Here is a 21,969-nt window from a genome sequence, read left to right on the forward strand (position 1 = left end):
TCTTCGTTTAGTAATGTTGTAATATCACGTCGATAACATCCCCGGAATCGGGCCGTGTCCTGCAGGCCTTGCCGTTTCTGCACTACAATACGGGATTCTCCAAATACCAATATCCACTGTGTCCAACCTCGTCGAAATTCGCGATCTGCATTTTTCGTATGGCGATCGCCCGATCCTGCAGAACCTGAGCATGGACTTCCCGCGCGGCAAACTGATTGCCGTGATGGGCGGCTCCGGCTCGGGCAAGACGACGGTCCTGCGCCTGATCGGCGGCCAGATCAAGCCGCAGCGCGGCACCGTCGCCGTGAATGGCGAGGTGGTGAACCAGCTCGACACCGAAGGCCTGTACAGGTTGCGGCGCAAGATGGGCATGCTGTTCCAGTTCGGCGCGCTGTTCACCGACCTGACCGTGTTCGAGAACGTGGCCTTTCCGCTGCGCGAGCACACGGAACTGCCGGAAGAACTGATCCGCGACCTGGTGCTGATGCGCCTGAATGCCGTCGGCCTGCGCAATGCCGCGGACCTGAAGCCGAACGAGATCTCGGGCGGCATGGCGCGCCGCGTGGCGCTCGCCCGTGCCGTCGCACTCGATCCGGCGCTGATCATGTACGACGAACCGTTCGCCGGCCTCGACCCGATCTCGATGGGCGTGACCGCCAACCTGATCCGCAACCTGAACGACGCGCTCGGCTCGACGTCCATCCTCGTCTCGCACGACGTGAACGAAACTTTCTTGATCGCCGATTACGTGTATTTCCTGTCCGCGGGCCGGATCGTCGCTTCGGGCACGCCGGACGAGATGCGCCGCTCGACCGATCCGTACGTCAAACAATTCGTGAACGCCGAGCCGGATGGCCCGGTGCCGTTCCATTACCCCGGCAAATCGCTGGCCGAGGACCTGGGCCTGGGAGGCAAGCGATGACCAATCCTCTCGCACTCCTCGGGGGCTTCGTCCTCGACACTTTCGCCCGCGTCGGCTTCGTCACGCGTTCGTTCGGCGGCCTGCTCGGCAAGGCGCCGGGCGCGCTGCGCCGTCCGACCCTGATCTCGGAACAGGTCCACTTCATCGGCAATTACTCCTTGCTGATCATCACCGTGTCCGGCCTGTTCGTCGGCATGGTGCTGGGCCTGCAGGGCTATTACACGCTGAGCCAGTTCGGCGCCGAGGAAAAGCTGGGCCAGCTGGTGGCGCTGTCGCTGCTGCGCGAACTGGGGCCGGTCGTGACGGCGCTGCTGTTCGCGGGCCGCGCCGGCACGTCCCTCACGGCGGAAATCGGCCTCATGAAGGCCGGCGAGCAACTGACCGCGATGGAAATGATGGCCGTCAACCCGATCCAGCGCGTGCTGGCGCCCCGGTTCTGGGCGGGCCTGATCGCCATGCCGGTGCTGGCCGCCGTGTTCTCCGCCATCGGCGTGGTCGGCGGCTACCTCGTCGGCGTGCAGCTGATCGGCGTGGACGAAGGGGCGTTCTGGTCGCAGATGCAGGCGAACATCGACGTGCGCCGCGACATCATGAATGGCGTCATCAAGAGCTTTGTATTCGGCATGGCCGTGACGTTCACGGCCCTGTTCCAGGGCTATGAAGCGCAGCCGACGCCGGAAGGCGTGTCGCGCGCCACCACGCGCACCGTCGTGATCGCGTCGCTGATGGTGCTGGCGCTGGACTTCGTCATGACCGCCTTGATGTTCAACAAGTAATCTGAAGAGTTGGGAAAAATTTATGCATCGTAAATCCATTGACGTCTGGGTCGGCCTTTTTGTCCTGTTGGGTGCGTTATCGCTCCTTTTCCTGGCCCTCAAGGCCGGTAACATGAGCACGATCTCGTTCAGCAAGACCTATTCGATCACGGGCAAGTTCGACAACATCGGCGGCCTGAAGCCGCAGTCGGCCGTCAAGAGCGCGGGCGTGGTCGTGGGCCGCGTGGGCGACATCTCGTTCGACGATAAAAGCTTCCAGGCGATCGTCCGCCTCGATTTGAATCCTGCTTACAAGTTCCCGAAGGACAGCTCCCTGAAGATCCTGACCTCGGGCCTGCTCGGTGAGCAATACATCGGCATCGAGGCCGGTGGCGACACGAACAATCTCGTCGAAGGCGACCGCATCACCCGTACGCAATCGGCCGCAGTGCTCGAAGACTTGATTAATCAATTTATCTATAGCAAGGCAGCCGAAGGAAAGGACAGTAGCAAATGACGAACCGCAATGACTCCGCCTCGCCGCGTACCCGCACTGGCCTGGCGCTGGCACTCGGTGCAGCCGTATTGCTGAGTGGCTGTGCGACGACCGCCAACCCGAAAGACCCGTTCGAGAAGTTCAACCGGGCCATGTTCAGCTTCAACGACACGGTCGACCGCGTCGCCCTGAAGCCGGCCGCCACCGCCTACAAGAACGTTACGCCGACCTTCGTGCAAACGGGCGTGAACAATTTCTTCGGTAACTTGACCGATTTGTGGAGCTCGCTGAACAATTTTGCCCAGCTGAAAGGGCAAGACGGCTTGAACGATTTCATGCGTTTTGCCGTGAACTCCACGCTGGGTCTCGCCGGCGTGCTGGACATCGCCACTCCGGCCGGCATGCGCAAGCATAACGAGGACTTCGGCCAGACCCTCGGATATTGGGGCGTGCCGAGCGGTCCCTACTTGATGTTGCCGCTGCTGGGCCCATCTACGATCCGTGACACCGCGACCTTGCCCGCCGACTGGTGGGGCGATGCGTGGACCCACGTGAACGATGTGCCGTGGCGCACCAGCGGCATCGTCCTGCGTGCGGTCGACCAGCGTGCCAGCGTGCTGGACGCGTCGAACCTGCTGGAAGACGCCGCCCTCGACCGTTACGAATTCATCCGTGACGGCTACATGCAGCGCCGCAACAGCAAGGTGCTCGACACGGACAAGGCGCAGGAACGCGCCGACAAGGTCCACGAAAAACTGGAAAAGGTCCAGGAAAAGGTCGAATCGAAGCTGGGCGTGAAACTGGGCCCGAAACCGGTGCCCGAAGATGGCGCGGAAGAGCCCGCAGCGGCGCCCGTGTCATCCGAACCGGCCAGCAAATAGTTAACGACGGTACAGCCAGGCCGTCCGCGCAGCACGCGGGACCGCTTGGCCAGACCCAACCAAATTAAAGGAAGCGTATGAAGCCCATCGCAAAACTGATCGTGACCGCCGCCGCCGTGGCCATGTCCACCGCCGTTCTCGTCGCGCCGGCCCGTGCCGCCGTCGAGGCACCGGATGCCCTCGTGAAACGCGTCTCCACCGACGTCATCGAGAGCGTCAAGGCCGACAAGGACATCCAGGCCGGCAACAACAGGAAAATCATGGATCTGGTCAACAGCAAGATCCTGCCGTACGTCGATTCGGACAAGATGACGGCCCAGGCCGCCGGCCGCTTCTGGCGCCAGGCGACGCCGGAGCAGCAAAAGCAGCTGGCGGCCGAGTTCCGCACGCTGCTCGTGTACACCTATGCCGGTGCGCTGTCGCAGATCAAGAACGAAACCATCGAGTTCAAGCCGTTCCGCGCCGACCCGGCCGACACGGAAGTCGAGGTGAAATCGCAGGTCAACCTGACCCGCGGCGAGCCGATCACCCTGAACTACCGCCTGGCCAAGGGCCCGCAGGGCTGGAAGATCTTCGACCTGAACGTGCTGGGCGCGTGGCTGGTGGAAACCTACAAGAGCACCTTCGCGTCGGAAATCGGCAAGAACGGCATCGACGGCCTGATCAAGAAGCTGCACGACCGCAACGAGCAGCTGGCCAACAAGCCGCTGACCAAGTCCGCGCAGAAGTAAGCATGGCGGAAGCGAATCCCATGCTCTCGCTGGAAGCCCTGACGTTCGACAACGCGCAAGCGGCGTTGGCGCAGGGCTGTGCCGCCGTGTCCGCCGGCGAAACCGAGTTCGACCTCGGCGGCGTCAAGGCCGCCGACTCCTCGGCCCTGGCCCTGATGCTGGCCTGGCAGCGCCGCGCGCAGGGACAGGGGCGCAGCCTGAAGTTCATCAATGTGCCGGCCAACGTCGATGCGTTGGCAAAGTTATACGGCGTCGACGGCTTGTTGGGCCGCGCGTAACCGCACCGCCGAAAACGCCACGGCCCGGAACGCCGTGGCGTTTTCTTCTATAATGGCTCGTTTCACCCGCACGGTTCCGGTCCTTCGGATCCCCAACGCATGACAGCAGCCATCCAGATCGACAGCGTCGAGAAAAGCTACAAGGGCTTCAAGGCCCTCAAGGGCGTTTCACTGAACATCGAACAAGGCGAATTCTTCGGCCTCCTCGGCCCGAATGGCGCCGGCAAGACGACCCTGATTTCGACCATCGCCGGCCTCATTCGTCCGGACGTCGGCAGCGTGCGCATCCACGGCCGCGACGTCGTGCAGGATTTCCGCGAGGCGCGCATGAAGCTGGGCGTCGTGCCGCAGGAACTCGTGTTCGACCCGTTCTTCACCGTGCGCGAGACCCTGCGCCTGCAATCCGGCTATTTCGGCCTGAAGAACAACGATCCATGGATCGACGAGGTCATGGAAAACCTCGACCTCACGCCCAAGGCGGACGTCAACATGCGCGCGCTGTCCGGCGGCATGAAGCGCCGCGTGCTCGTCGCCCAGGCCCTCGTCCATAAACCGCCCGTGATCGTGCTGGACGAACCGACGGCCGGCGTCGACGTCGAACTGCGCCAGACACTGTGGAAGTTCATCGCGCGCCTGAACCGCGAGGGTCATACGGTCGTCCTGACGACGCACTACCTGGAAGAAGCGCAGGCCATGTGCCAGCGCGTGGCCATGCTCAAGACGGGCAACGTCGTCGCGCTGGACACCATGTCGCAGCTGCTGCGCCGCGTATCCGGCTCGTCGCTTGTCGTGCACCTGAAGCACGGCGGCCTGCCGGAAGGCCTGCGCCACCTCGTCGCGCACGATGAACGTGATGAAGGTAAAAACAGCGGCGGCAACAAGTACACCCTCCGCGTGAACGAGTACAGCGAGGTGGAAGGCATCCTCGCGCGCCTGCGCGAATCCGGCGCCGAGATCGACGAGATGCAGCTGCAGCAGGCCGACCTGGAAGACATTTTTATCCAGATCATGGAAGGGAGCCCGGTACGATGAACGCGTTTTCCGTGGGTTTCCGCACCCTGTTTTATAAAGAAATCCTGCGCTTCTGGAAGGTCGCGACGCAGACCATCGCCGCGCCCGTCGTCAGCGCAATGCTGTATCTGCTGATCTTCGGCCACGTGCTCGATGGCCGCGTCGAGATGCTCGATGGCGTCAGCTACACGTCGTTCCTCGTCCCCGGCCTCGTGATGATGAGCGTGCTGCAGAATGCGTTCGCGAACTCGTCGTCGTCGCTGATCCAGTCGAAAATCACGGGCAACCTCGTGTTCATCCTGCTGCCGCCGCTGTCGCACGTGGAGATCCTGTCCGCATACGTGACGGCGTCCGTCGTGCGCGGGCTGGCCGTCGGTTTCGGCGTGTTCATCATCACGGCCTGGTTCGCGCACCTGTCGTTCGTCGCGCCGCTGTGGATCATCGTGTTCGCGCTGCTGGGCGCCGGCATCCTGGGCACCCTGGGCGTCATCGCCGGCATCTGGGCGGAAAAATTCGACCAGCTGGCCGCATTCCAGAACTTTTTGATCACGCCTGCAACATTTTTGGCCGGTGTGTTCTATTCCATTAAGAAACTTCCGCCGTTCTGGCTTGCAGTCTCGCATTTCAACCCGTTCTTTTATATGATTGACGGGTTCCGCTATGGTTTCTTTGGCCAGTCCGACGTGTCGCCCTGGTTAAGCCTGGCAATCGTCGCCATCTTCTTCGGGCTTCTTTCCGCAATCGCAATCAATCTGCTTCGCCGCGGCTACAAGCTGCGTCACTGAAAAAACATGGTTACTACACCCGAACTCATCCACGGCTACATCCAAAAGGGCCTGGAATGCACCCACCTGGAAGTGGAGGGCGATGGCCAGCATTTCAGCGCCGTCATCGTCTCGCCCGCGTTCGCCGGCAAGAGCCGCATCCAGCGCCACCAGATCGTCTACGCCGCCCTGGGCGACCGCATGCGTGAGGAAATCCACGCGCTGTCGATGAAGACGCTGACCCCGGACGAATACGGTAACTGAGCCAAGGATAATCGATGGACAAGCTCCAGATCGTCGGCGGCAAGCGCCTGAACGGTGACATCCCCATTTCGGGCGCCAAGAACGCGGCGCTCCCGATCCTGTGCGCGGGCCTGCTGACGGCCGGCGACCTCGCCCTGTCGAACGTGCCGCGCCTGCACGACGTGCGCACGATGCTGCGCCTGCTCGAGCAGACCGGCCTGAAGGTCACGCAGGACGACGAGAACGTCGTGCTGAACGGCTCCGCCATCAACACCCTCGTCGCACCTTACGAATTGGTGAAGACGATGCGCGCATCGATCCTCGTGCTGGGTCCGATGCTGGCGCGCTTCGGCGAAGCCAAGGTGTCGCTGCCGGGCGGCTGCGCGATCGGTTCCCGCCCCGTCGACCAGCACATCAAGGGCCTGCGCCAGATGGGCGCCGACATCACGATCGAGGGCGGCTACATCTACGCGAAGGTATCGCGCCTGAAGGGCGCCCGCATCCACACGGACATGATCACCGTGACGGGCACGGAGAACCTGCTGATGGCCGCCACGCTGGCCGACGGCGAGACGATCCTGGAAAACGCCGCGCGCGAACCGGAAGTGACGGACCTCGCGAACATGCTCGTGGCGATGGGCGCGAAGATCGACGGCATCGGCACCGACCGCCTCGTGGTCCAGGGCGTCGACAGCCTGCACGGCACTGAACATGGCGTCATTTCCGACCGCATCGAAGCGGCGACGTTCCTGTGCGCCGTGGCGGCGACGGGCGGCGACATCCGCATCACCCGCACCCGCACCGACATCTTCGACGTGGCCATCGACAAGCTGCGCGAGATGGGCGTCCAGCTGACCGTGGAAGGCGACAGCATCCGCGCGCGCATGGACGGCCGTCCGCAACCGGTGTCGTTCCGTACCACGGAATACCCGGGCTTCCCGACCGACATGCAGGCCCAGTTCATGGCCGTGAACACGATCGCGAACGGCTCGAGCCGCGTCACCGAAACCATCTTCGAAAACCGCTTCATGCACGTGCAGGAAATGAACCGCCTGGGCGCGCAGATCTCCACCGAGGGCAACACGGCCTTCATCAAGGGCGTCGACCGCCTCGTGGGCGCGCCCGTGATGGCGACCGACCTGCGCGCCTCGGCCTCCCTCGTGATCGCCGGCCTGGCCGCCGAGGGCACGACCCTCGTCGACCGCATCTATCACCTCGATCGCGGGTATGACCGGATGGAGGCGAAGTTGTCGGCGGTGGGCGCGGATATCGTCCGTATTAAATAAAACAACGTCGTTCCCGCGCAGGCGGGGACGACGGAAACGAACGCAGTCACATGAATGACACTACTCGGGACAGCTCGCAGCTGATCCTCGCCCTCTCGAAGGGCCGCATCTTCGAAGACACGCTGCCGCTGCTGTCCGCGGCCGGCATCGAGGTGCTGGAAAATCCGGAAACCTCGCGCAAGCTGATCCTCGCCACCAACGATCCCGGCATCCGCGTGCTGATCGTGCGCGCCAGCGACGTGCCGACCTATGTCCAGCATGGCGCCGCCGACTTCGGCGTGGCCGGCAAGGACGTGCTGCTCGAGCACGGCGGCGAAGGGCTGTATCAACCGATCGACCTGCGCATCGCCTGCTGCCGCATGTCCGTGGCCGCCAATGCCGGCTTCGACTACGACAACGCCGTGCGCCAGGGCGCGCGCCTGCGCGTGGCCACCAAGTTCGTGCACACGGCGCGCGAGCACTTCGCCAAGAAGGGCGTGCACGTCGACCTCATCAAACTGTATGGATCGATGGAGCTGGCGCCGCTGGTCGGCCTGTCCGACGCCATCGTCGACGTCGTGTCGACGGGCGGCACGCTGCGCGCCAACAATCTCGTTGAAGTCGAAAAGATCATGGAGATCTCGTCGCGCCTCGTCGTCAACCAGGCCGCGCTGAAGCTGAAGCGCGAGCGCCTGCAACCGATCATCGACGCGTTCGACCGCGCGTCCAAGCAGCAGCAATGCTAACGACCATGTCCATCACGATCCGCAAACTCGATTCCGCCGCCGACGGCTTCCAGCAGACCCTGAACACGCTGCTCGCGTTCGAAGCTGAGACCGACGACGCCATCGAAACCGCCGTGGCGAAGATCCTCGCCGACGTGAAGGCGCGCGGCGACGCCGCCGTGCTGGAATACACGAACAGGTTCGATCGCATCCCGAATGGCGGCGCCACCAGCATGGCCGCCCTCGACGTCGGCCAGGCCGAGCTGGATGAAGCACTGGCATCGCTGCCGGAATCGCAACGCGCGGCACTGCGCACGGCCGCGGAACGCATCCGCGTGTTCCACGAGCGCCAGAAGCAGGAACTGAACGGTTTTACGTACACCGAGCCCGACGGCACGGTGCTGGGCCAGCGCGTCACGCCGCTGGACCGCGTGGGCATCTACGTCCCGGGCGGCAAGGCCGCGTATCCGTCGTCCGTGCTGATGAACGCGATCCCGGCGCAAGTCGCGGGCGTGAAGGAAATCGTGATGGTCGTGCCGACGCCGGACGGCGTCAAGAACCGCATGGTGCTCGCGGCCGCCGCGATCGCCGGCGTTACGCGCGTGATCACGATCGGCGGCGCGCAGGCCGTCGGCGCACTGGCTTACGGCACGGCGACCATCCCGCCGGTGGATAAAATCGTCGGCCCGGGCAATGCGTACGTCGCCGCCGCCAAGCGCCGCGTGTTCGGCACGGTGGGCATCGACATGATCGCGGGCCCGTCGGAAATCCTCGTGCTGTGCGACGGCACGACGGACCCGGACTGGGTCGCGATGGACCTGTTCTCGCAGGCCGAGCACGACGAACTGGCGCAGGCGATCCTGCTGTGCCCCGACGCCGACTACATCGCCAAAGTGGAAGCGAGCATCCACAAGCTGCTGCCGACGATGCCGCGCAAGGACACCATCGCCACGTCGATGACCGACCGCGGCGCGCTGATCAAGGTGCGCGACATGGATGAAGCGTGCGCGATCGCGAACGCCATCGCGGCCGAGCACCTGGAGATCTCCGCCGAGGAACCGCAGCAGTGGGCCGATAAAATCCGTCATGCAGGCGCGATGTTCCTGGGCCGCTTCTCGTCCGAATCGCTGGGCGATTATTGCTGCGGCCCGAACCACGTGCTGCCGACGTCGCGCACGGCGCGCTTCTCGTCGCCGCTGGGCGTGTACGATTTCCAGAAGCGCTCGTCGATCCTGTTCGTGTCGCAGGCCGGCGCGCAAACGCTGGGCCGTGTCGCGGCCGAACTCGCGTACGGCGAGGGCCTGCAGGCGCATGCGCGCAGCGCAGAGCTCAGGATCCAATCGGAATCATGACGGCCTGGCTCGATCAGGTCTTCTGCGAGGATGCGCTGGCCGGCATGGCGCGCATCCCCGACGGCAGCATCGACCTGATCCTGACGGACCCGCCTTATAATCTCGGCAAGGATTACGGCAACGGCTCGGACCAGCAGAGCGTGGAGGATTACCTCGCGTGGACCGAGCGCTGGATCGATTGTGCGCTGCCGAAACTGAAAGACAACGGCAGCCTGTACATCTTTCTCACGTGGCGCTTCGCGCCCGAGATCTTCGTCATGCTCAAGCGGCGCATGACGATGATGAACGAGATCATCTGGGACCGCCGCGTCCCCTCGATGGGGGGCAGCACCAGGAGCTTCAGCTCGGTGCACGACACCATCGGCTTCTTCGTGAAGCGCAAGGATTATTATTTCGACTTGGACTCCGTGCGTATCCCGTACGACGCCGAGACGAAGAAGGCGCGATCGCGCTCGATCTTCGTGGGCGCCAAGTGGCTGGAGGTGGGTTACAACCCGAAGGACCTGTGGAGCGTGTCGCGCCTGCATCGCGAACATGCGGAACGGGTCGACCATCCGACCCAGAAACCGCTCGAGATCATCGAGCGCATGGTCAAGGCGTCGTGCCCGCCGGGCGGCGTCGTGCTCGACCCGTTCATGGGCAGCGGCACGACGGCACTGGCCGCCAAACGCCTCGGCCGGCATTTCACCGGTTTCGAGCTGAACCCCGCCTACTGCGCGACCATCGCGGAACGTTTGTCCGCTCCCGCGCAGCCGGCCACGAAAAAACGCAAAGGCGCCCGTACGGACGCCACCACCGAAGGAGTGAACCAAGCATGACCAGCATCGACAACCTCATCGCCAACACGATCCGCGAAGACGTCCGTGCCGGCCATATCTACAACGTGCCGGATTCGAGCGGCTACATCAAGCTGGACGCGATGGAAAACCCGTACCAGCTGCCGGATGCGCTGCGCGGGGAGCTGGCCCAGCGCCTGGCGGACGCCGTCCTGAACCGCTATCCGCTGGCGTCGTACAGCACGCTGAAGGAAAAGATCCGTACCAACCTCGGCGTGCCGGCCGGCTTCGACGTCATCCTCGGCAACGGCTCGGACGAGATCATCTCCATCCTGTGCACCGCCTGCTCGCGGCAGGATAAACGCGCGGTCGTGCTGGCACCGAGCCCGGCGTTCGTCATGTTCCAGCGCTCCGCCCAGTTCGCGGGCATGGATTACGTCGGCGTCCCGTTGAAGGCCGACTTCTCGCTGGACCGCGCCGCCATGCTGGCCGCGATCGCCGAGCACAAGCCGAGCCTCGTGTTCCTGGCTTACCCGAACAACCCGACCGGCAACCTGTACGATGAAGCCGACATGGTCGCGATCATCGACGCGCTGGGCGAGAACGGCATCGTCGTGGCCGACGAGGCGTATCACCCGTTCGCCCGCACGAGCTTCATGGACAAGCTGCCGCAGTATCCGAACCTGGTCGTGATGCGCACGCTGTCGAAGCTGGGCCTGGCCGGCATCCGCCTGGGCTACCTCGCTGCCGCACCGGCGCTGCTGGAACAGTTCGACAAGGTGCGGCCGCCGTACAACGTCAACGTATTGACGCAGGTGGCCGCCGAATTCGCGCTCGACCACGTCGAGGTGCTGGACGAGCAGGCCGCCCGTTTGAACGAGGCGCGCACGGAACTGGCCGCCGCCATGGCCGCGCTGCCGGGCGTGACCGTGTTCCCGTCGAGTGCCAATTTCATCACCTTGCGCGTACCCGACGCTGAAAAGACCTGCGCTAAACTGTTCTCAGAACGGGTACTGATTAAAAATTTGAGTAGAATGCATGAATTGCTGGCCAATTGCATCCGTGTTACGGTCAGCACCCCGGAAGAAAACTCCGTATTCCTGAATGCCCTGAAGGCTTCGCTGCAAGCCTGAACACCGCCGAGCACCTAGCAATGACCCGCACCGCAGAAATCACGCGCAACACCAGCGAGACGCAGATCCGCGTCGCGCTCAACCTGGACGGCACCGGCCGCCAGAAACTCAATACCGGGGTGCCGTTCCTCGACCACATGCTGGACCAGATCGCGCGCCACGGCCTGATCGACCTCGAAGTCGAGGCCGTCGGCGACCTGCACATCGACGACCACCACACCGTCGAGGACACGGGCATCACGCTGGGCATGGCGGTCGCCAAGGCCATCGGCGACAAGAAGGGCATCCGCCGCTACGGCCATGCGTACGTCCCGCTGGACGAAGCGCTGTCGCGCGTCGTGATCGACTTTTCCGGCCGCCCGGGCCTGGAATGGCATGTGCCGTTCACCCGCGCGACCATCGGCCGCTTCGACGTCGATCTCACCATCGAGTTCTTCCGCGGCTTCGTCAACCATGCGGGCGTGACGCTGCACGTGGATAACCTGCGCGGCGTGAACGCGCACCACCAGTGCGAGACCGTCTTCAAAGCGTTCGGCCGCGCGCTGCGCATGGCGTCCGAGCTGGATGCGCGCGCCGCGGGCACGATCCCGTCCACCAAGGGCAGCCTGTAAAGAGAATCATGAACAAGATTGTTGTTGTCGACTACGGCATGGGCAACCTGCGTTCGGTTGCGCAGGCCCTGCGCGCCGTCGCGCCCGAAGCCGACGTCCAGATTTCCGGCGACGCGGCCGCCATCGACGCGGCCGATCGCATCGTCCTGCCCGGCCAGGGCGCCATGCGCGACTGCATGCGCAGCCTGCGTGAATCGGGCGTCGAGGACGCCCTGCTGCGCGCGGCGAAAACCCGTCCGATGATGGGCGTGTGCGTGGGCGAGCAGATGCTGTTCGATTCGAGCGACGAGAATGGCGGCGTGCCCGGCCTGGGCCTGTTGCCGGGCAAGGTCGTGCGCTTCGAACTCGACGGCAAGCTGCAGGCCGACGGCTCGCGCTTCAAGGTGCCGCAGATGGGCTGGAACCGCGTGCACCAGAAGCGTGCCCACCCGCTGTGGGACGGCGTCGCCCCGGACAGCTATTTTTATTTCGTGCACAGCTATTACGCGCAGCCCGCCGAGGCGCAGGACGCCATCGGCGAGACCGACTACGGCGGACAATTCTGCTGCGCGGTCGCGCGCGACAACATCGTCGCCACCCAGTTCCACCCCGAGAAAAGCGCGGCCGCCGGCCTGCGCCTGTATCGCAATTTCGTCCACTGGAATCCCTGAGTTACCTAATCAACCGACTACGACCATGCTGCTGATCCCCGCCATCGACCTGAAAGACGGTCACTGCGTTCGCCTGAAACAGGGCGACATGGAACTCGCCACCGTGTTCTCCGAAGATCCCGCCGAGATGGCGCTGCACTGGCTCAAGAAGGGTGCGCGCCGTCTGCACCTGGTCGACCTGAACGGTGCGTTCGCGGGCAAACCGAAGAACGAAGAGGCGATCAAATCGATCCTGCAAGTCGTGCAGGAGTACGCCGAAGACAACGACCTGGACGAGATCCCGGTCCAGCTGGGTGGCGGCATCCGCGACCTGGACACCATCGAGCGCTACCTGGACGACGGCATCACCTACATCATCGTGGGCACCGCGGCCGTCAAGAACCCGGGCTTCCTGCACGACGCCTGCGGCGCCTTCCCGGGCAGCATCATCGTCGGCCTGGATGCCAAGGACGGCAAGGTCGCGACCGACGGCTGGAGCAAGATGTCCGGCCACGAAGTCATCGACCTGGCCCAGAAATTCGAAGGCTACGGCGTGGAATCGATCATCTACACCGACATCGGCCGCGACGGCATGATGGGCGGCGTGAACATCGAAGCGACCGTGCGCCTGGCGCAGTCCGTCAAGATCCCGATCATCGCTTCGGGCGGCCTGCACAACCTGGCCGACGTGGAAGCCCTGTGCGCCGTGCAGGACGAGGGCATCGAAGGCGTGATCTGCGGCCGCTCGATCTACGAAGGCACGCTCGACCTGGCCAGTGCGCAGGAACGCGCGGATGAACTCACCGAGGGCGCGCAGGCGTAATTCGCCCCTCAACCCGTCGTTCCCGCGAAAGCGGGAACCCATGCCGAGTGCGATAACGTCACGTCAGCATGGATCCCCGCCTGCGCGGGGAGTCGGTTCCGGCAATGCCGGGACCGACGAATGAATACCACTAGATAAATTTTATGCTCGCAAAACGCATCATCCCCTGCCTGGACGTCACCGGCGGCCGCGTGGTCAAGGGCGTCAACTTCACCGAACTGCGCGATGCCGGCGACCCCGTCGAGATCGCACGCCGCTACAACGAGCAGGGCGCCGACGAGATCACCTTCCTCGACATCACCGCCTCGAGCGACGGCCGCGACCTGATCCTGCCGATCATCGAAGCCGTGGCATCGACCGTGTTCATTCCGCTGACCGTGGGCGGCGGCGTGCGCAAGGTCGAGGACGTGCGCCGCCTGCTGAACGCCGGCGCGGACAAGGTGTCGATGAACACCTCGGCCGTCACCAACCCGCAACTCGTGTACGACGCGTCGCAGAAACACGGCGCGCAGTGCATCGTGGTCGCCATCGACGCCAAGCAGGTCGCGCCCGGCAAGTGGGAAGTCTTTACCCACGGCGGCCGCAACGCGACCGGCATCGATGCCATCGAATGGGCCCGCAAGATGGAAAGCCTGGGCGCCGGCGAACTGCTGCTGACCAGCATGGACCGCGACGGCACCAAGTCCGGCTTCGACCTGGGCCTGACGCGCGCCGTGTCGGACGCCGTCGGCATTCCCGTGATCGCCTCGGGCGGCGTGGGCGGCCTGAAGGATCTCGCCGATGGCGTGCAGGAAGGCCATGCCGACGCCGTGCTGGCCGCGAGCATCTTCCACTACGGGCAGCACACGGTCGGCGAAGCCAAGCGCTTCATGGCGGACCGCGGCATCCCGATGCGCCTCGACTGATTGATGGAACCGACGACCATGGTGACCCCGCCCACCCCCCCGACGATCCCGGCCCAGCCCTGGCTCAAGAAAGTCCAATGGGACGAGCACGGCCTCGTGCCGGTGATCGCCCAGGAAGCCGCCACCGGCGACATCCTGATGTTCGCCTGGATGAACCGCGAAGCCCTGGCCAAGACCGTGGAGCTTGGCGAGGCCGTGTACTGGAGCCGCTCGCGCAAGAAGCTATGGCACAAGGGCGAAGAGTCCGGCCACGTGCAGAAAGTGCTGGAAATCCGCCTCGACTGCGACGAAGACGTGGTGCTGCTGAAGGTCGAGCAGGCCGGCGGCATCGCCTGCCATACCGGCCGCCATTCCTGCTTCTTCCAGAAGTTCGAGGACGGCGACTGGAACAGCGTCGAGCCCGTGCTGCAGGATCCGGACACCATCTACACCAACCAGAAGAAGAAATAGCGCACACATGAGCACGCAACTGGAACGCCTCGCGGCCGTCATCGAATCCCGCAAGCCGGCCAACGGCGGCGACCCGACGGCCTCGTACGTCGCGAAACTGTTCGCCAAGGGCGACGACGCCATCCTGAAAAAGATCGGCGAGGAAGCCGTCGAGACCGTGATGGCAGCGAAGGACGTGCGCGCCGGCGCGGATGCGTCGAAGCTGCTGTACGAGACGGCCGACCTGTGGTTCCATTCGATCGTCCTGCTGGCGCAGTTCGGCCTCACGCCGCAGCAGGTGCTGGACGAACTGGCGCGGCGCGAAGGCATTTCCGGCATCGAGGAAAAGGCGTCGCGTCCGAAAGACTGAGCCCGGCTGTCACGCCGGCGTCATCCCGTATCGATAGAATGTGAGAGAACATGGATAACTGCATCTTCTGCAAGATCGTCGCCAAACAGATCCCGGCCAGCGTGGTGTACGAGGACGACGAGCTGCTCGCGTTCAAGGACATCAACCCGGCCGCGCCCGTCCACCTGCTGGTGATCCCGAAGCAGCACGTGGCCAGCCTGTCCGACTGCACCGACGCGCATGCGCCCGTGCTGGGCAAGATGCTGGCGCTGGCGCCGAAGCTGGCGCTTGAACACGGCATCGCGGTGAAGACCGGCCCGGACGGCGAGCGCAGCGGCGGCTACAAGACGCTGTTCAACGTCGGTCCGGACGGCGGGCAGGAGGTGTATCACCTGCACCTGCACGTCTACGGCGGTCCGCGTCCGTGGCGTGGCCTGGGAACGTAATTCCCTAAAGGAAAGAGGGCATTCCGGCCCTAAACCGCTTATACTGGCGTAGCTTTAGCTTACGCTGATCGGGCTGCTGCCCGGCAAGGAGAAAACAATGGGTTCGATGAGTCTCTGGCACTGGTTGATCGTGCTGGTCGTGGTGGTGGTGGTGTTCGGTACGAGCAAGCTGCGCAATGCGGGCTCGGACCTGGGCAAGGCCGTCAAGGGTTTCAAGGATGGCATGAAGGGCGAGGAAGACGGCAAGACGCCTGCCAGCCAGACGGCGCAACAGACCGCGCAGCAGGTGGCCGACAAGTCGACGATCGACGTCGATGCGCGCGAAAAAACGCGTCACTAAGCGCGCCACTAAGCCCGCCACTAAGCCCATGCCTGACCCCGCATGATCGATCTCGGTCTTACCAAACTCGCCATCATCGGCGCGGTGGCGCTGGTTGTGATTGGCCCCGAGAAACTGCCTAAGGTGGCGCGCATGGCCGGCACCCTGTACGGCCGCGCCCAGCGCTACCTGCACGACGTGAAGTCGGAGGTCTCGCGCGAGATCGAAATGGAAGAATTGCGCAATCTGCACAAGGATATCCAGGACAGCGCGCAAAGCTTCAAGTCCGAGGTCGAGACGTTCAAGTCCGAGGTCGAGAACACCGTCTCGACCCACATGGACGAGGTCGAGTCCGCCTGGCGCGGCGACACGGCCGTAATGCCGACGACGGCCTCGACGGACGACATCGAGCGCAAGGCGCGCGACTTCCGCCGCAAGAAGCTGGCGAAGACGTCGAGCATGCCGGCCTGGTACAAGAACCGCCAGGGCACGCGCCAGCATGTGCTGTCCGGTGCCGCACGCGTGCGCAAGTTCCGTCCCGGCGCCACTTCCAACACCAAATTTTTCTGATGACGGCCGCCGTTGGGCGCCGCCTCCTAGCGCCAGATGACTGAAGAAACCGCGGGCGAAGAAACCTTCATCTCCCACCTGGTCGAGCTGCGCGACCGCCTGATCAAGGCGACGTACGGCATCGTCCTCGCCTGTATCGTGCTGATGCTGTGGCCGGGCCCGGCACAGATCTACGATTTCCTCGCCGCCCCGATGCTGGCCGCGCTGCCGGCCGGCTCCAAGATGATCGCCACCGGCGTCGTCTCGCCGTTCCTCGTGCCGATGAAGGTCACGCTGCTGATCGCCTTCATCCTCGCGCTGCCGTGGGTCTTTTATCAGGTGTGGGCGTTCGTCGCACCGGGGCTGTACGCACACGAAAAGCGGCTCGTGCTGCCGCTCGTGATCTCGTCGTCGTTCCTCTTCATCGCGGGCGTCGCGTTCTGCTACTTCTTCGTGTTCGGCCGCGTGTTCCACTTCATCGGCAACTTCTCGCCGACGTCCATCGCCGTGATGCCGGACATCGAGAACTACCTCGACTTCGTGATGTCCATGTGCCTTGCGTTCGGCGCCACGTTCGAGGTGCCGGTCGTCGTCGTGATCCTCGTCCGGATGGGCATCGTCAGCGTCGAGAAGCTGCGCTCGATCCGTCCGTACGCCATCGTCGGCGCGTTCGTCATCGCCGCCATCGTCACGCCGCCGGACGCCGTCAGCCAGCTGGCGCTGGCCATTCCGATGTGCCTGCTGTTCGAGCTCGGGTTGCTGATGGCGCCGATCTTCGTCAAGGCGACACAGGCGCCGCAGGAACAGTCCTGATCGCCGCTATTTTTTCGCGCTATTTTTTCGATTTTGCGGCCACTTCTTTTTTCAACACCAGCTCGACCGTCAGCTTCGCACTGGCCGGATAACTCGTGCTGGAGATCTTCTTGAAAAAATAGGCGAGGTCGTCCGGATGGCCGTCGTCGCTTTCGGTCAGCCGGTACCAGCGCACCGGTGCATGCCCTGCTGTTGCGACGACACGCTGGCGCCGGCGCGCGGCGCGCCGAAGGCCATGCAGGCAGCGAGTACGACGGTTCCAAGAAGTTTGTTCATCGTGAGTCGTTCGTGAAATCGAAAAACTCAGCATGATACAATTCTTTTTGTTGCGACAAGAATATCGAATCGATGCGCAAGACACTGCTGGCCATCGCCGGGGCGATCGTGGCGTCATGGCTCGCGTTGTTCGTGAACGCTGTTACGCTGCCGGTCGTCTTCCTGCATTACTCCGCCCAGGCCGTCGCGCCCGTGACCTATTTCTTCAACGAAGACAACGACATCGTCAAGGATCACCTGGGGCCCGGAGCAAGCATCGAGTTCCGTACCGCCCGCCGTCTCCATACCGACTACTTCATCGACGTGAGCCTGCCACTCGCCAGCCGCGACGGCGTGGAAATCAGACGGCCGTTCAGCCGCGTCGATGTCTATATCGGGCCCGATACGAAGATCGAGCGCACCGTGGTGAAAACCGACTTCCTGGCACGCGTCGCTTTTGAATGAGTGCTTATTCCACCGTGATCGGCAGATCCCGCCCCTCCAGCGCCACCTGTCCCGCGAAATCCGCCGCGTAGATCCGTAGCACGTAATCGCCCGGCTCGAGACCGTCCACCTTCCACGTGCCGGGCAGTGCCACGCCATCGTGCAGCGTGTTGTTGACGGCATAAGCGAACACCGTGGCCTTGCTGCCGTAGACCGTGATGCCGCTGTTTTCCGCATACAGCAGCTTCACCGCTTCGCGCTCGCGCGGCAGGCGGTCGTAGACCTGCGTGATGCGCGGCGTCTCGAATCCGGCGACGGGGCTGCCGTCCGCATGGAGCAGCTGGTAGCCCAGCTTGTACAGGCCGAGGCGGCGGCGCGCCAGGTTGCCGTCCATCTGGTCGTAGGCGGCGGCGACGATCGTGAGGGCGCCGAGCGTGCGCGCCACGTGCAGGCGCTGGCCCTTCTTGCGCGGCAGGCGCTGGCCGCTCGCATCGTACAGCGCGATGCTCTGGATGCGGGGCGGCACCGTGTCGCGCAGGCCGACGAAGGGCAGGGCCAGCGCGTTGACCGCGCGGCCGCCGGGGTAGTACTCCATGTGCACGTGCGCCATCGGATTGATCGTGCCGAGCGCGTCGCCGACGGCGAACCGCGTGCCGCGCCGTATGCGCACGCGTTCCGGCTTGCCGTTCGCGCCGCGCAGCACCTGGAACCGCGGATCGAGCGCATTGCCCCTGGCGTCGCGGCCCACGCGCATGTGGATGTACGACAGCGGCCCGATGCTCATGCCTTCGCCGAGTTCGCCGAACGCCCAGTTGGGATACGGATCGCCGACCGTCGCCGGCAGGACCGCCAGCACGCGTGCGCCGACGTCGGCGCGGATGTCCAGGCCCGCATGGAAGTGGTCGCGGTTTTCGCCATCGTAGCTGCCGCGCACCTCGCCCAGCACGCCGACGACTTCGTGCGGTTCCGCTTGCGGGCCCACGGGCCAGGGCATCGATGCCACTGCGGGCAGTACCTGCGGCCGCGCCTGCGGGGGTGGCGTGCCCGGTTGGGGCGGGGCCAGCACGAACATCTGCTGCGCCTGGCCATCGGCCACCACCAGCGCACCGTCGCGTTTCACGGCGATGCCGCGCGGCGCATACAGGCGCACGCTGCCGTCGCTCGCATAGCTCGCACCTTCGGGGTGGTCGACGTCCGGCAGGGCGTGATACTGCCCGCTCGGGTCGAACTGGAGGATGCGCCCACCCGCGCCGCTCGCATACAGGTAGCCGTCATGCGTCAGTGCCAGCGCGACGGGACGCCGCAGCAGCGGACGCTGTTCGTCCTCGGGCGCGCGCGCGAGCGTCGTCACTTCGCCATTCTTGTCGATGCGCCGGATCGCATTGTTGCCCGTGTCGGCGACGAACAGCACGCCGTGCTTGTCGACCGCGATGGCGCTGGGTGTGTCGAATCCGGCCGCGGTGCCCATGCCGTCCAGGTGGCCGGGCGTGCCGCTGCCGGCCACCGTCGTCACCGCGCCGTCCTTGCCGATGCGGCCGATGCGGTCGTTGTAGGTGTCGGCCACATACACGTTGCCGTCGCGGTCGACGGCCACGCCGACCGGCCCGTCGAAGCCGGCGGCGCTGCCCGCCAGCGTGCTCACGCTGCCGTCGGGCGCCACCTTGCGGACCGCGTTGTTGTGCGTGTCGGCGACGTACAGGTTGCCGAGGCGGTCGATCGCCAGCGCCGATGGCGTGTCGAATGCCGCGGCGGCGCCGACACCGTCCGCGAAGCCCGCGTGCCCACCGGCGAAGAGGGTCACCTGTCCGTCCGGCGCGATGCGGCGGATGCAGCTGCAGTCGCCACCGTCCGCGACGAACACGTTGCCGTGGCCATCGACGACGGTTCCGAACGGATCGCCGAAGCGGTCCGGCAGCGGCGTCACGCGTGCGGACCATGCGGGCCTGGTCGGCGCGTCGGCGGGACGCCAGAACGCGCGTCCCGGCGTCGCATCCTGGCGCGCGTTGAAGACGTACAGGGCCGCGCCGCCGGCCAGCACGGCGACGCCCGCGAGCGCCGCGACGATCGTGATGCGCTTCACGCGTTACTGCATCAGCTGGCCGATGATCTTCACCGGCGCATTCCCGTAACCGAGGAACTGGTCGTGGAATTGCTTGAGGTCGAAGCGCTCGCCCAGCTGTTCCTTGCGGCGCTCACGGAGTTCCATGATGTCGCTGTAGCCGCTGAAATAACTGGAGAGCTGCACGGACGACAGCTGCGCGCGTTTCCACTTCTCGGCCGCTTCCTGCGGGGTCTGGAACGCCTGGCGCACGAGCAGGTCGATCGCCTGTTCGCGCGTCATGCCCAGCACGTGCACGCTGTAGTCGAGGATCGTGTTGGAGACGCTGCGCAGGTTCCACTTGCACCACATCAGCCACAGCTCCGGCGCGTTGTCGCCATAGCCCGATTCCAGCATCATGCGCTCGCCGTACACGGCCCAGCCTTCGACCATGGCGCCGTTGCCGAACAACGCCTTCACCAGCGACGGCGAACGGTTCGCGTTCATCAGCTGCGTGTAGTGGCCGGGGATCGCCTCGTGGATGTTCAGGATTTGCAGCATCCAGTTGTTGTACTCGCGCATGCTGCTTTCGGCCTGCTCGGGCGTGAGGCCGTCCAGCGGCGTCACGTTGTAATAGGTTTTATCCTTCGGACGGTACGGCCCCGGCGCGTCGATGCTGGCGCCGGCCACGCCGCGCTGGTACAGCGGCGTCTCGCGCACGACGAGCGGCTTGCTCGGGTCGATCGTCACGAGGTTGTTCTTGATGACGTACTCCTGCAGTTGCGGGATCTGGCGGCGGATCTCGGGCAGGAAGTTGGCGGGCGTCGTGTGCTGCAGCGAGAGCTTGTCGATCACCATGCCGATTTTTTGATAACGGTCCGCGGGCTTCGCGGCGGCGCCCATCGTCTTGTCCCACAACTGGTCGGCGAGGCCGTCCATGCGCGTGAGGAGTTCGTCGCGCGCGGCCAGGGCCTTGCGATACGTCTGCTCGCCCGTGCTGGCGGACTGGATCTCGAACGCGAATTTTTGTTCGTACAGGTCCTTGCCGATGCGGAACGAGCGCGCGTTCTGCATCTGCCCCTGCGACTTGTCGAGGTCCGTCAGGAAGTCGACCCACGCCACCACCGCCGTGCCGGCGTTCGCGATGCGCTGCGCGAAGATCGCCTTCTCCTGCGGCGTCAGGATCGATTCCTGCGCGGCCTTGCCGAGGTCCGCCAGCACGACGAGCGTGCCCGGCGCCTGCTGGATCGCGAGCTGCGTGTGTTCGTGCGTCGGGTTGACGATGGACGCTTGCGCGGCCTGGTAGTACGCCGGCACCTCGGCCAGGCGTTTCAGGATCGTGCGCAGGCGCTGGGCCTTCGCGGCGTATTCCGTCGTCAGGATCAGGTCGAACGTCTGCGCCACGTTGTACTCGGCCGGGTTCCATTCGAACTCGCGGAACGTGGTCAGCTGCCAGCGCTCGTAATTCAGCTTGTTGAGGAGGACGGCGAGGTCGGTGCGCTGGTTCGGCGACAGTTTGTCGGCGTTCAGCTTGCCGAACTTGTCGAGCCACTCGTCGATGAACGCGAGCTTTTTCGCGCGCGTGGCGGCGTCGGGAATCGTCAGCCTCGCCGCGGCGTCGAACTTGCCGACGTAGATGCCGTCTTCCGGATCGATGCGCCACAGCGCGGTCACGAATTGCATGGACAGCGAGTCCATGTAGCGGTCATTGCGGTTCTGTGGCGTGGCGGCGGCGACGTGCGCGGCGGCCTTCCGTACCGGCTTGGCGGCGGCTTTGGCCTTCGGCTTGCTCTTGGCTTTGGCCGTGCTGGCCGCCTTGTGATGCGTCTTGGGACGCGCACTCGCCGGCGCCAGTGCGACGCTGGTCAGCAGGACGGCCAGTGCGATTTTCGATTTCATCATGTTCTATCTGCCTGGTTTATGGATGGGCCAGATGGGGGGCGTCAGATTAGCATCATTTGGCGCTTTTGCGGGCGTCTGAAACAATACGTCACGCGCGCGTCGTGACGTGATCCGTCGCCAACGCG

The 21,969-nt window shown here is 64.6% G+C and carries 28 protein-coding genes; 25 read left to right on the plus strand and 3 right to left on the minus strand.

The features are described from left to right. The first annotated feature begins 118 nt into the window (after positions 1 to 118). The 24 genes from ACEN9G_RS13670 (at position 119) to tatC (ending at position 17,205) form a co-directional block, all read left to right on the plus strand. The gene (locus ACEN9G_RS13670) at positions 119 to 922 is read left to right on the plus strand and encodes an ABC transporter ATP-binding protein (protein ID WP_413337560.1); all 804 of its coding nucleotides are present in this window, start codon (positions 119 to 121) and stop codon (positions 920 to 922) included. Further along, positions 919 to 1,698: a lipid asymmetry maintenance ABC transporter permease subunit MlaE gene (gene mlaE, locus ACEN9G_RS13675; RefSeq protein WP_371763178.1), complete on the plus strand. Its 780-nt coding sequence runs from the start codon at positions 919 to 921 to the stop codon at positions 1,696 to 1,698. Before ACEN9G_RS13670 ends, mlaE begins: the two co-directional genes overlap by 4 nt. A gap of 22 nt (positions 1,699 to 1,720) precedes the next feature. Next, entirely contained in the window at positions 1,721 to 2,194 is a 474-nt protein-coding gene (gene mlaD, locus ACEN9G_RS13680) for an outer membrane lipid asymmetry maintenance protein MlaD (RefSeq protein ID WP_413337559.1), read from the plus strand. Next, complete coding sequence (locus tag ACEN9G_RS13685; protein WP_413337558.1) at positions 2,191 to 3,054, plus strand: MlaA family lipoprotein; 864 nt, start codon at positions 2,191 to 2,193, stop codon at positions 3,052 to 3,054. The genes mlaD and ACEN9G_RS13685 overlap by 4 nt, the downstream gene beginning before the upstream one ends. Before the next feature lie 77 nt (positions 3,055 to 3,131). Continuing rightward, on the plus strand, positions 3,132 to 3,785 hold the full coding sequence (locus tag ACEN9G_RS13690) for an MlaC/ttg2D family ABC transporter substrate-binding protein (protein WP_413337557.1): 654 nt from the start codon (positions 3,132 to 3,134) through the stop codon (positions 3,783 to 3,785). Between the two features lie 2 nt (positions 3,786 to 3,787). Then, positions 3,788 to 4,063: an STAS domain-containing protein gene (locus tag ACEN9G_RS13695; RefSeq protein WP_371760708.1), complete on the plus strand. Its 276-nt coding sequence runs from the start codon at positions 3,788 to 3,790 to the stop codon at positions 4,061 to 4,063. A gap of 99 nt (positions 4,064 to 4,162) precedes the next feature. Beyond that, positions 4,163 to 5,095: an ABC transporter ATP-binding protein gene (locus ACEN9G_RS13700; RefSeq protein WP_413337556.1), complete on the plus strand. Its 933-nt coding sequence runs from the start codon at positions 4,163 to 4,165 to the stop codon at positions 5,093 to 5,095. Next, positions 5,092 to 5,859: an ABC transporter permease gene (locus ACEN9G_RS13705; RefSeq protein ID WP_413337555.1), complete on the plus strand. Its 768-nt coding sequence runs from the start codon at positions 5,092 to 5,094 to the stop codon at positions 5,857 to 5,859. Before ACEN9G_RS13700 ends, ACEN9G_RS13705 begins: the two co-directional genes overlap by 4 nt. 6 nt (positions 5,860 to 5,865) lie before the next feature. Next, on the plus strand, positions 5,866 to 6,102 hold the full coding sequence (locus tag ACEN9G_RS13710) for a BolA family protein (RefSeq protein ID WP_105380128.1): 237 nt from the start codon (positions 5,866 to 5,868) through the stop codon (positions 6,100 to 6,102). A gap of 14 nt (positions 6,103 to 6,116) precedes the next feature. Then, entirely contained in the window at positions 6,117 to 7,367 is a 1,251-nt protein-coding gene (gene murA / locus ACEN9G_RS13715) for a UDP-N-acetylglucosamine 1-carboxyvinyltransferase (protein ID WP_413337554.1), read from the plus strand. Positions 7,368 to 7,417: 50 nt separating this feature from the next. Next, positions 7,418 to 8,092, plus strand: coding sequence for an ATP phosphoribosyltransferase (gene hisG, locus ACEN9G_RS13720; protein ID WP_413337553.1), 675 nt, complete (start codon positions 7,418 to 7,420; stop codon positions 8,090 to 8,092). Positions 8,093 to 8,097: 5 nt separating this feature from the next. After that, on the plus strand, positions 8,098 to 9,423 hold the full coding sequence (gene hisD, locus ACEN9G_RS13725) for a histidinol dehydrogenase (protein ID WP_413337552.1): 1,326 nt from the start codon (positions 8,098 to 8,100) through the stop codon (positions 9,421 to 9,423). Further along, complete coding sequence (locus ACEN9G_RS13730; RefSeq protein WP_413337551.1) at positions 9,420 to 10,241, plus strand: DNA-methyltransferase; 822 nt, start codon at positions 9,420 to 9,422, stop codon at positions 10,239 to 10,241. Before hisD ends, ACEN9G_RS13730 begins: the two co-directional genes overlap by 4 nt. Further along, the gene (gene hisC, locus ACEN9G_RS13735; RefSeq protein ID WP_413337550.1) at positions 10,238 to 11,332 is read left to right on the plus strand and encodes a histidinol-phosphate transaminase; all 1,095 of its coding nucleotides are present in this window, start codon (positions 10,238 to 10,240) and stop codon (positions 11,330 to 11,332) included. Before ACEN9G_RS13730 ends, hisC begins: the two co-directional genes overlap by 4 nt. A gap of 20 nt (positions 11,333 to 11,352) precedes the next feature. Next, a complete protein-coding gene (hisB, locus tag ACEN9G_RS13740) occupies positions 11,353 to 11,943 on the plus strand; it encodes an imidazoleglycerol-phosphate dehydratase HisB (RefSeq protein ID WP_036233394.1) in 591 nt (196 codons plus the stop codon). An 8-nt stretch (positions 11,944 to 11,951) separates the two neighbouring features. Beyond that, the gene (gene hisH, locus ACEN9G_RS13745) at positions 11,952 to 12,593 is read left to right on the plus strand and encodes an imidazole glycerol phosphate synthase subunit HisH (protein WP_413337549.1); all 642 of its coding nucleotides are present in this window, start codon (positions 11,952 to 11,954) and stop codon (positions 12,591 to 12,593) included. Between the two features lie 25 nt (positions 12,594 to 12,618). After that, positions 12,619 to 13,395 (plus strand): 1-(5-phosphoribosyl)-5-[(5-phosphoribosylamino)methylideneamino]imidazole-4-carboxamide isomerase, encoded by a 777-nt coding sequence (hisA, locus tag ACEN9G_RS13750; protein ID WP_413337548.1) that lies wholly within the window; start codon positions 12,619 to 12,621, stop codon positions 13,393 to 13,395. Positions 13,396 to 13,538: 143 nt separating this feature from the next. Continuing rightward, the gene (gene hisF / locus ACEN9G_RS13755; protein WP_413337547.1) at positions 13,539 to 14,300 is read left to right on the plus strand and encodes an imidazole glycerol phosphate synthase subunit HisF; all 762 of its coding nucleotides are present in this window, start codon (positions 13,539 to 13,541) and stop codon (positions 14,298 to 14,300) included. Positions 14,301 to 14,318: 18 nt separating this feature from the next. Next, positions 14,319 to 14,750, plus strand: a complete 432-nt coding sequence (gene hisI, locus ACEN9G_RS13760) for a phosphoribosyl-AMP cyclohydrolase (RefSeq protein ID WP_056126210.1) — start codon at positions 14,319 to 14,321, stop codon at positions 14,748 to 14,750. A 7-nt stretch (positions 14,751 to 14,757) separates the two neighbouring features. Then, positions 14,758 to 15,099: a phosphoribosyl-ATP diphosphatase gene (locus tag ACEN9G_RS13765; protein ID WP_371763189.1), complete on the plus strand. Its 342-nt coding sequence runs from the start codon at positions 14,758 to 14,760 to the stop codon at positions 15,097 to 15,099. 50 nt (positions 15,100 to 15,149) lie between these two features. Next, the gene (locus ACEN9G_RS13770) at positions 15,150 to 15,524 is read left to right on the plus strand and encodes a histidine triad nucleotide-binding protein (protein ID WP_413337546.1); all 375 of its coding nucleotides are present in this window, start codon (positions 15,150 to 15,152) and stop codon (positions 15,522 to 15,524) included. A gap of 97 nt (positions 15,525 to 15,621) precedes the next feature. Beyond that, on the plus strand, positions 15,622 to 15,864 hold the full coding sequence (tatA, locus tag ACEN9G_RS13775; protein WP_371761917.1) for a Sec-independent protein translocase subunit TatA: 243 nt from the start codon (positions 15,622 to 15,624) through the stop codon (positions 15,862 to 15,864). Between the two features lie 42 nt (positions 15,865 to 15,906). After that, positions 15,907 to 16,413, plus strand: a complete 507-nt coding sequence (gene tatB, locus ACEN9G_RS13780) for a Sec-independent protein translocase protein TatB (RefSeq protein ID WP_056126151.1) — start codon at positions 15,907 to 15,909, stop codon at positions 16,411 to 16,413. A gap of 36 nt (positions 16,414 to 16,449) precedes the next feature. Continuing rightward, the gene (gene tatC, locus ACEN9G_RS13785; protein WP_371763190.1) at positions 16,450 to 17,205 is read left to right on the plus strand and encodes a twin-arginine translocase subunit TatC; all 756 of its coding nucleotides are present in this window, start codon (positions 16,450 to 16,452) and stop codon (positions 17,203 to 17,205) included. 19 nt (positions 17,206 to 17,224) lie between these two features. Here the strand turns inward: tatC and ACEN9G_RS13790 are convergent, their stop codons facing one another. Next, a complete protein-coding gene (locus tag ACEN9G_RS13790; protein ID WP_413337545.1) occupies positions 17,225 to 17,515 on the minus strand; it encodes a hypothetical protein in 291 nt (96 codons plus the stop codon). Between the two features lie 38 nt (positions 17,516 to 17,553). On the opposite strand from ACEN9G_RS13790, the gene ACEN9G_RS13795 reads away from it, so the two are divergent. Next, positions 17,554 to 17,925: a hypothetical protein gene (locus ACEN9G_RS13795; protein ID WP_413337544.1), complete on the plus strand. Its 372-nt coding sequence runs from the start codon at positions 17,554 to 17,556 to the stop codon at positions 17,923 to 17,925. Between the two features lie 4 nt (positions 17,926 to 17,929). On the opposite strand, the gene ACEN9G_RS13800 is transcribed toward ACEN9G_RS13795, so the two are convergent. Together ACEN9G_RS13800 and ACEN9G_RS13805 are read right to left on the minus strand one after the other, a co-directional pair. Continuing rightward, complete coding sequence (locus ACEN9G_RS13800) at positions 17,930 to 19,984, minus strand: NHL repeat-containing protein (RefSeq protein ID WP_413337543.1); 2,055 nt, start codon at positions 19,982 to 19,984, stop codon at positions 17,930 to 17,932. A gap of 3 nt (positions 19,985 to 19,987) precedes the next feature. Continuing rightward, the gene (locus ACEN9G_RS13805) at positions 19,988 to 21,844 is read right to left on the minus strand and encodes a DUF885 domain-containing protein (RefSeq protein WP_413337542.1); all 1,857 of its coding nucleotides are present in this window, start codon (positions 21,842 to 21,844) and stop codon (positions 19,988 to 19,990) included. Between the last annotated feature and the right edge of the window lie 125 nt (positions 21,845 to 21,969).

This window comes from Massilia sp. Masssp94 (genome assembly GCF_059491305.1).

Coding starts and splice junctions, on each gene's coding strand:
- ACEN9G_RS13705 (WP_413337555.1), top strand. CDS start 5,092: ATGAACGCGTTTTCCGTGGGTTTCCGCACCCTGTTTTATAAAGAAATC.
- tatB (WP_056126151.1), top strand. CDS start 15,907: ATGATCGATCTCGGTCTTACCAAACTCGCCATCATCGGCGCGGTGGCG.
- mlaE (WP_371763178.1), top strand. CDS start 919: ATGACCAATCCTCTCGCACTCCTCGGGGGCTTCGTCCTCGACACTTTC.
- ACEN9G_RS13770 (WP_413337546.1), top strand. CDS start 15,150: ATGGATAACTGCATCTTCTGCAAGATCGTCGCCAAACAGATCCCGGCC.
- hisB (WP_036233394.1), top strand. CDS start 11,353: ATGACCCGCACCGCAGAAATCACGCGCAACACCAGCGAGACGCAGATC.
- hisF (WP_413337547.1), top strand. CDS start 13,539: ATGCTCGCAAAACGCATCATCCCCTGCCTGGACGTCACCGGCGGCCGC.
- ACEN9G_RS13710 (WP_105380128.1), top strand. CDS start 5,866: ATGGTTACTACACCCGAACTCATCCACGGCTACATCCAAAAGGGCCTG.
- hisD (WP_413337552.1), top strand. CDS start 8,098: ATGTCCATCACGATCCGCAAACTCGATTCCGCCGCCGACGGCTTCCAG.
- tatC (WP_371763190.1), top strand. CDS start 16,450: ATGACTGAAGAAACCGCGGGCGAAGAAACCTTCATCTCCCACCTGGTC.
- murA (WP_413337554.1), top strand. CDS start 6,117: ATGGACAAGCTCCAGATCGTCGGCGGCAAGCGCCTGAACGGTGACATC.
- hisI (WP_056126210.1), top strand. CDS start 14,319: ATGGTGACCCCGCCCACCCCCCCGACGATCCCGGCCCAGCCCTGGCTC.
- ACEN9G_RS13700 (WP_413337556.1), top strand. CDS start 4,163: ATGACAGCAGCCATCCAGATCGACAGCGTCGAGAAAAGCTACAAGGGC.
- tatA (WP_371761917.1), top strand. CDS start 15,622: ATGGGTTCGATGAGTCTCTGGCACTGGTTGATCGTGCTGGTCGTGGTG.
- ACEN9G_RS13730 (WP_413337551.1), top strand. CDS start 9,420: ATGACGGCCTGGCTCGATCAGGTCTTCTGCGAGGATGCGCTGGCCGGC.
- ACEN9G_RS13795 (WP_413337544.1), top strand. CDS start 17,554: ATGCGCAAGACACTGCTGGCCATCGCCGGGGCGATCGTGGCGTCATGG.
- hisH (WP_413337549.1), top strand. CDS start 11,952: ATGAACAAGATTGTTGTTGTCGACTACGGCATGGGCAACCTGCGTTCG.
- ACEN9G_RS13685 (WP_413337558.1), top strand. CDS start 2,191: ATGACGAACCGCAATGACTCCGCCTCGCCGCGTACCCGCACTGGCCTG.
- ACEN9G_RS13690 (WP_413337557.1), top strand. CDS start 3,132: ATGAAGCCCATCGCAAAACTGATCGTGACCGCCGCCGCCGTGGCCATG.
- hisA (WP_413337548.1), top strand. CDS start 12,619: ATGCTGCTGATCCCCGCCATCGACCTGAAAGACGGTCACTGCGTTCGC.
- hisC (WP_413337550.1), top strand. CDS start 10,238: ATGACCAGCATCGACAACCTCATCGCCAACACGATCCGCGAAGACGTC.
- ACEN9G_RS13805 (WP_413337542.1), bottom strand. CDS start 21,844: ATGATGAAATCGAAAATCGCACTGGCCGTCCTGCTGACCAGCGTCGCA.
- ACEN9G_RS13695 (WP_371760708.1), top strand. CDS start 3,788: ATGGCGGAAGCGAATCCCATGCTCTCGCTGGAAGCCCTGACGTTCGAC.
- hisG (WP_413337553.1), top strand. CDS start 7,418: ATGAATGACACTACTCGGGACAGCTCGCAGCTGATCCTCGCCCTCTCG.
- mlaD (WP_413337559.1), top strand. CDS start 1,721: ATGCATCGTAAATCCATTGACGTCTGGGTCGGCCTTTTTGTCCTGTTG.
- ACEN9G_RS13765 (WP_371763189.1), top strand. CDS start 14,758: ATGAGCACGCAACTGGAACGCCTCGCGGCCGTCATCGAATCCCGCAAG.
- ACEN9G_RS13790 (WP_413337545.1), bottom strand. CDS start 17,515: ATGCTGAGTTTTTCGATTTCACGAACGACTCACGATGAACAAACTTCT.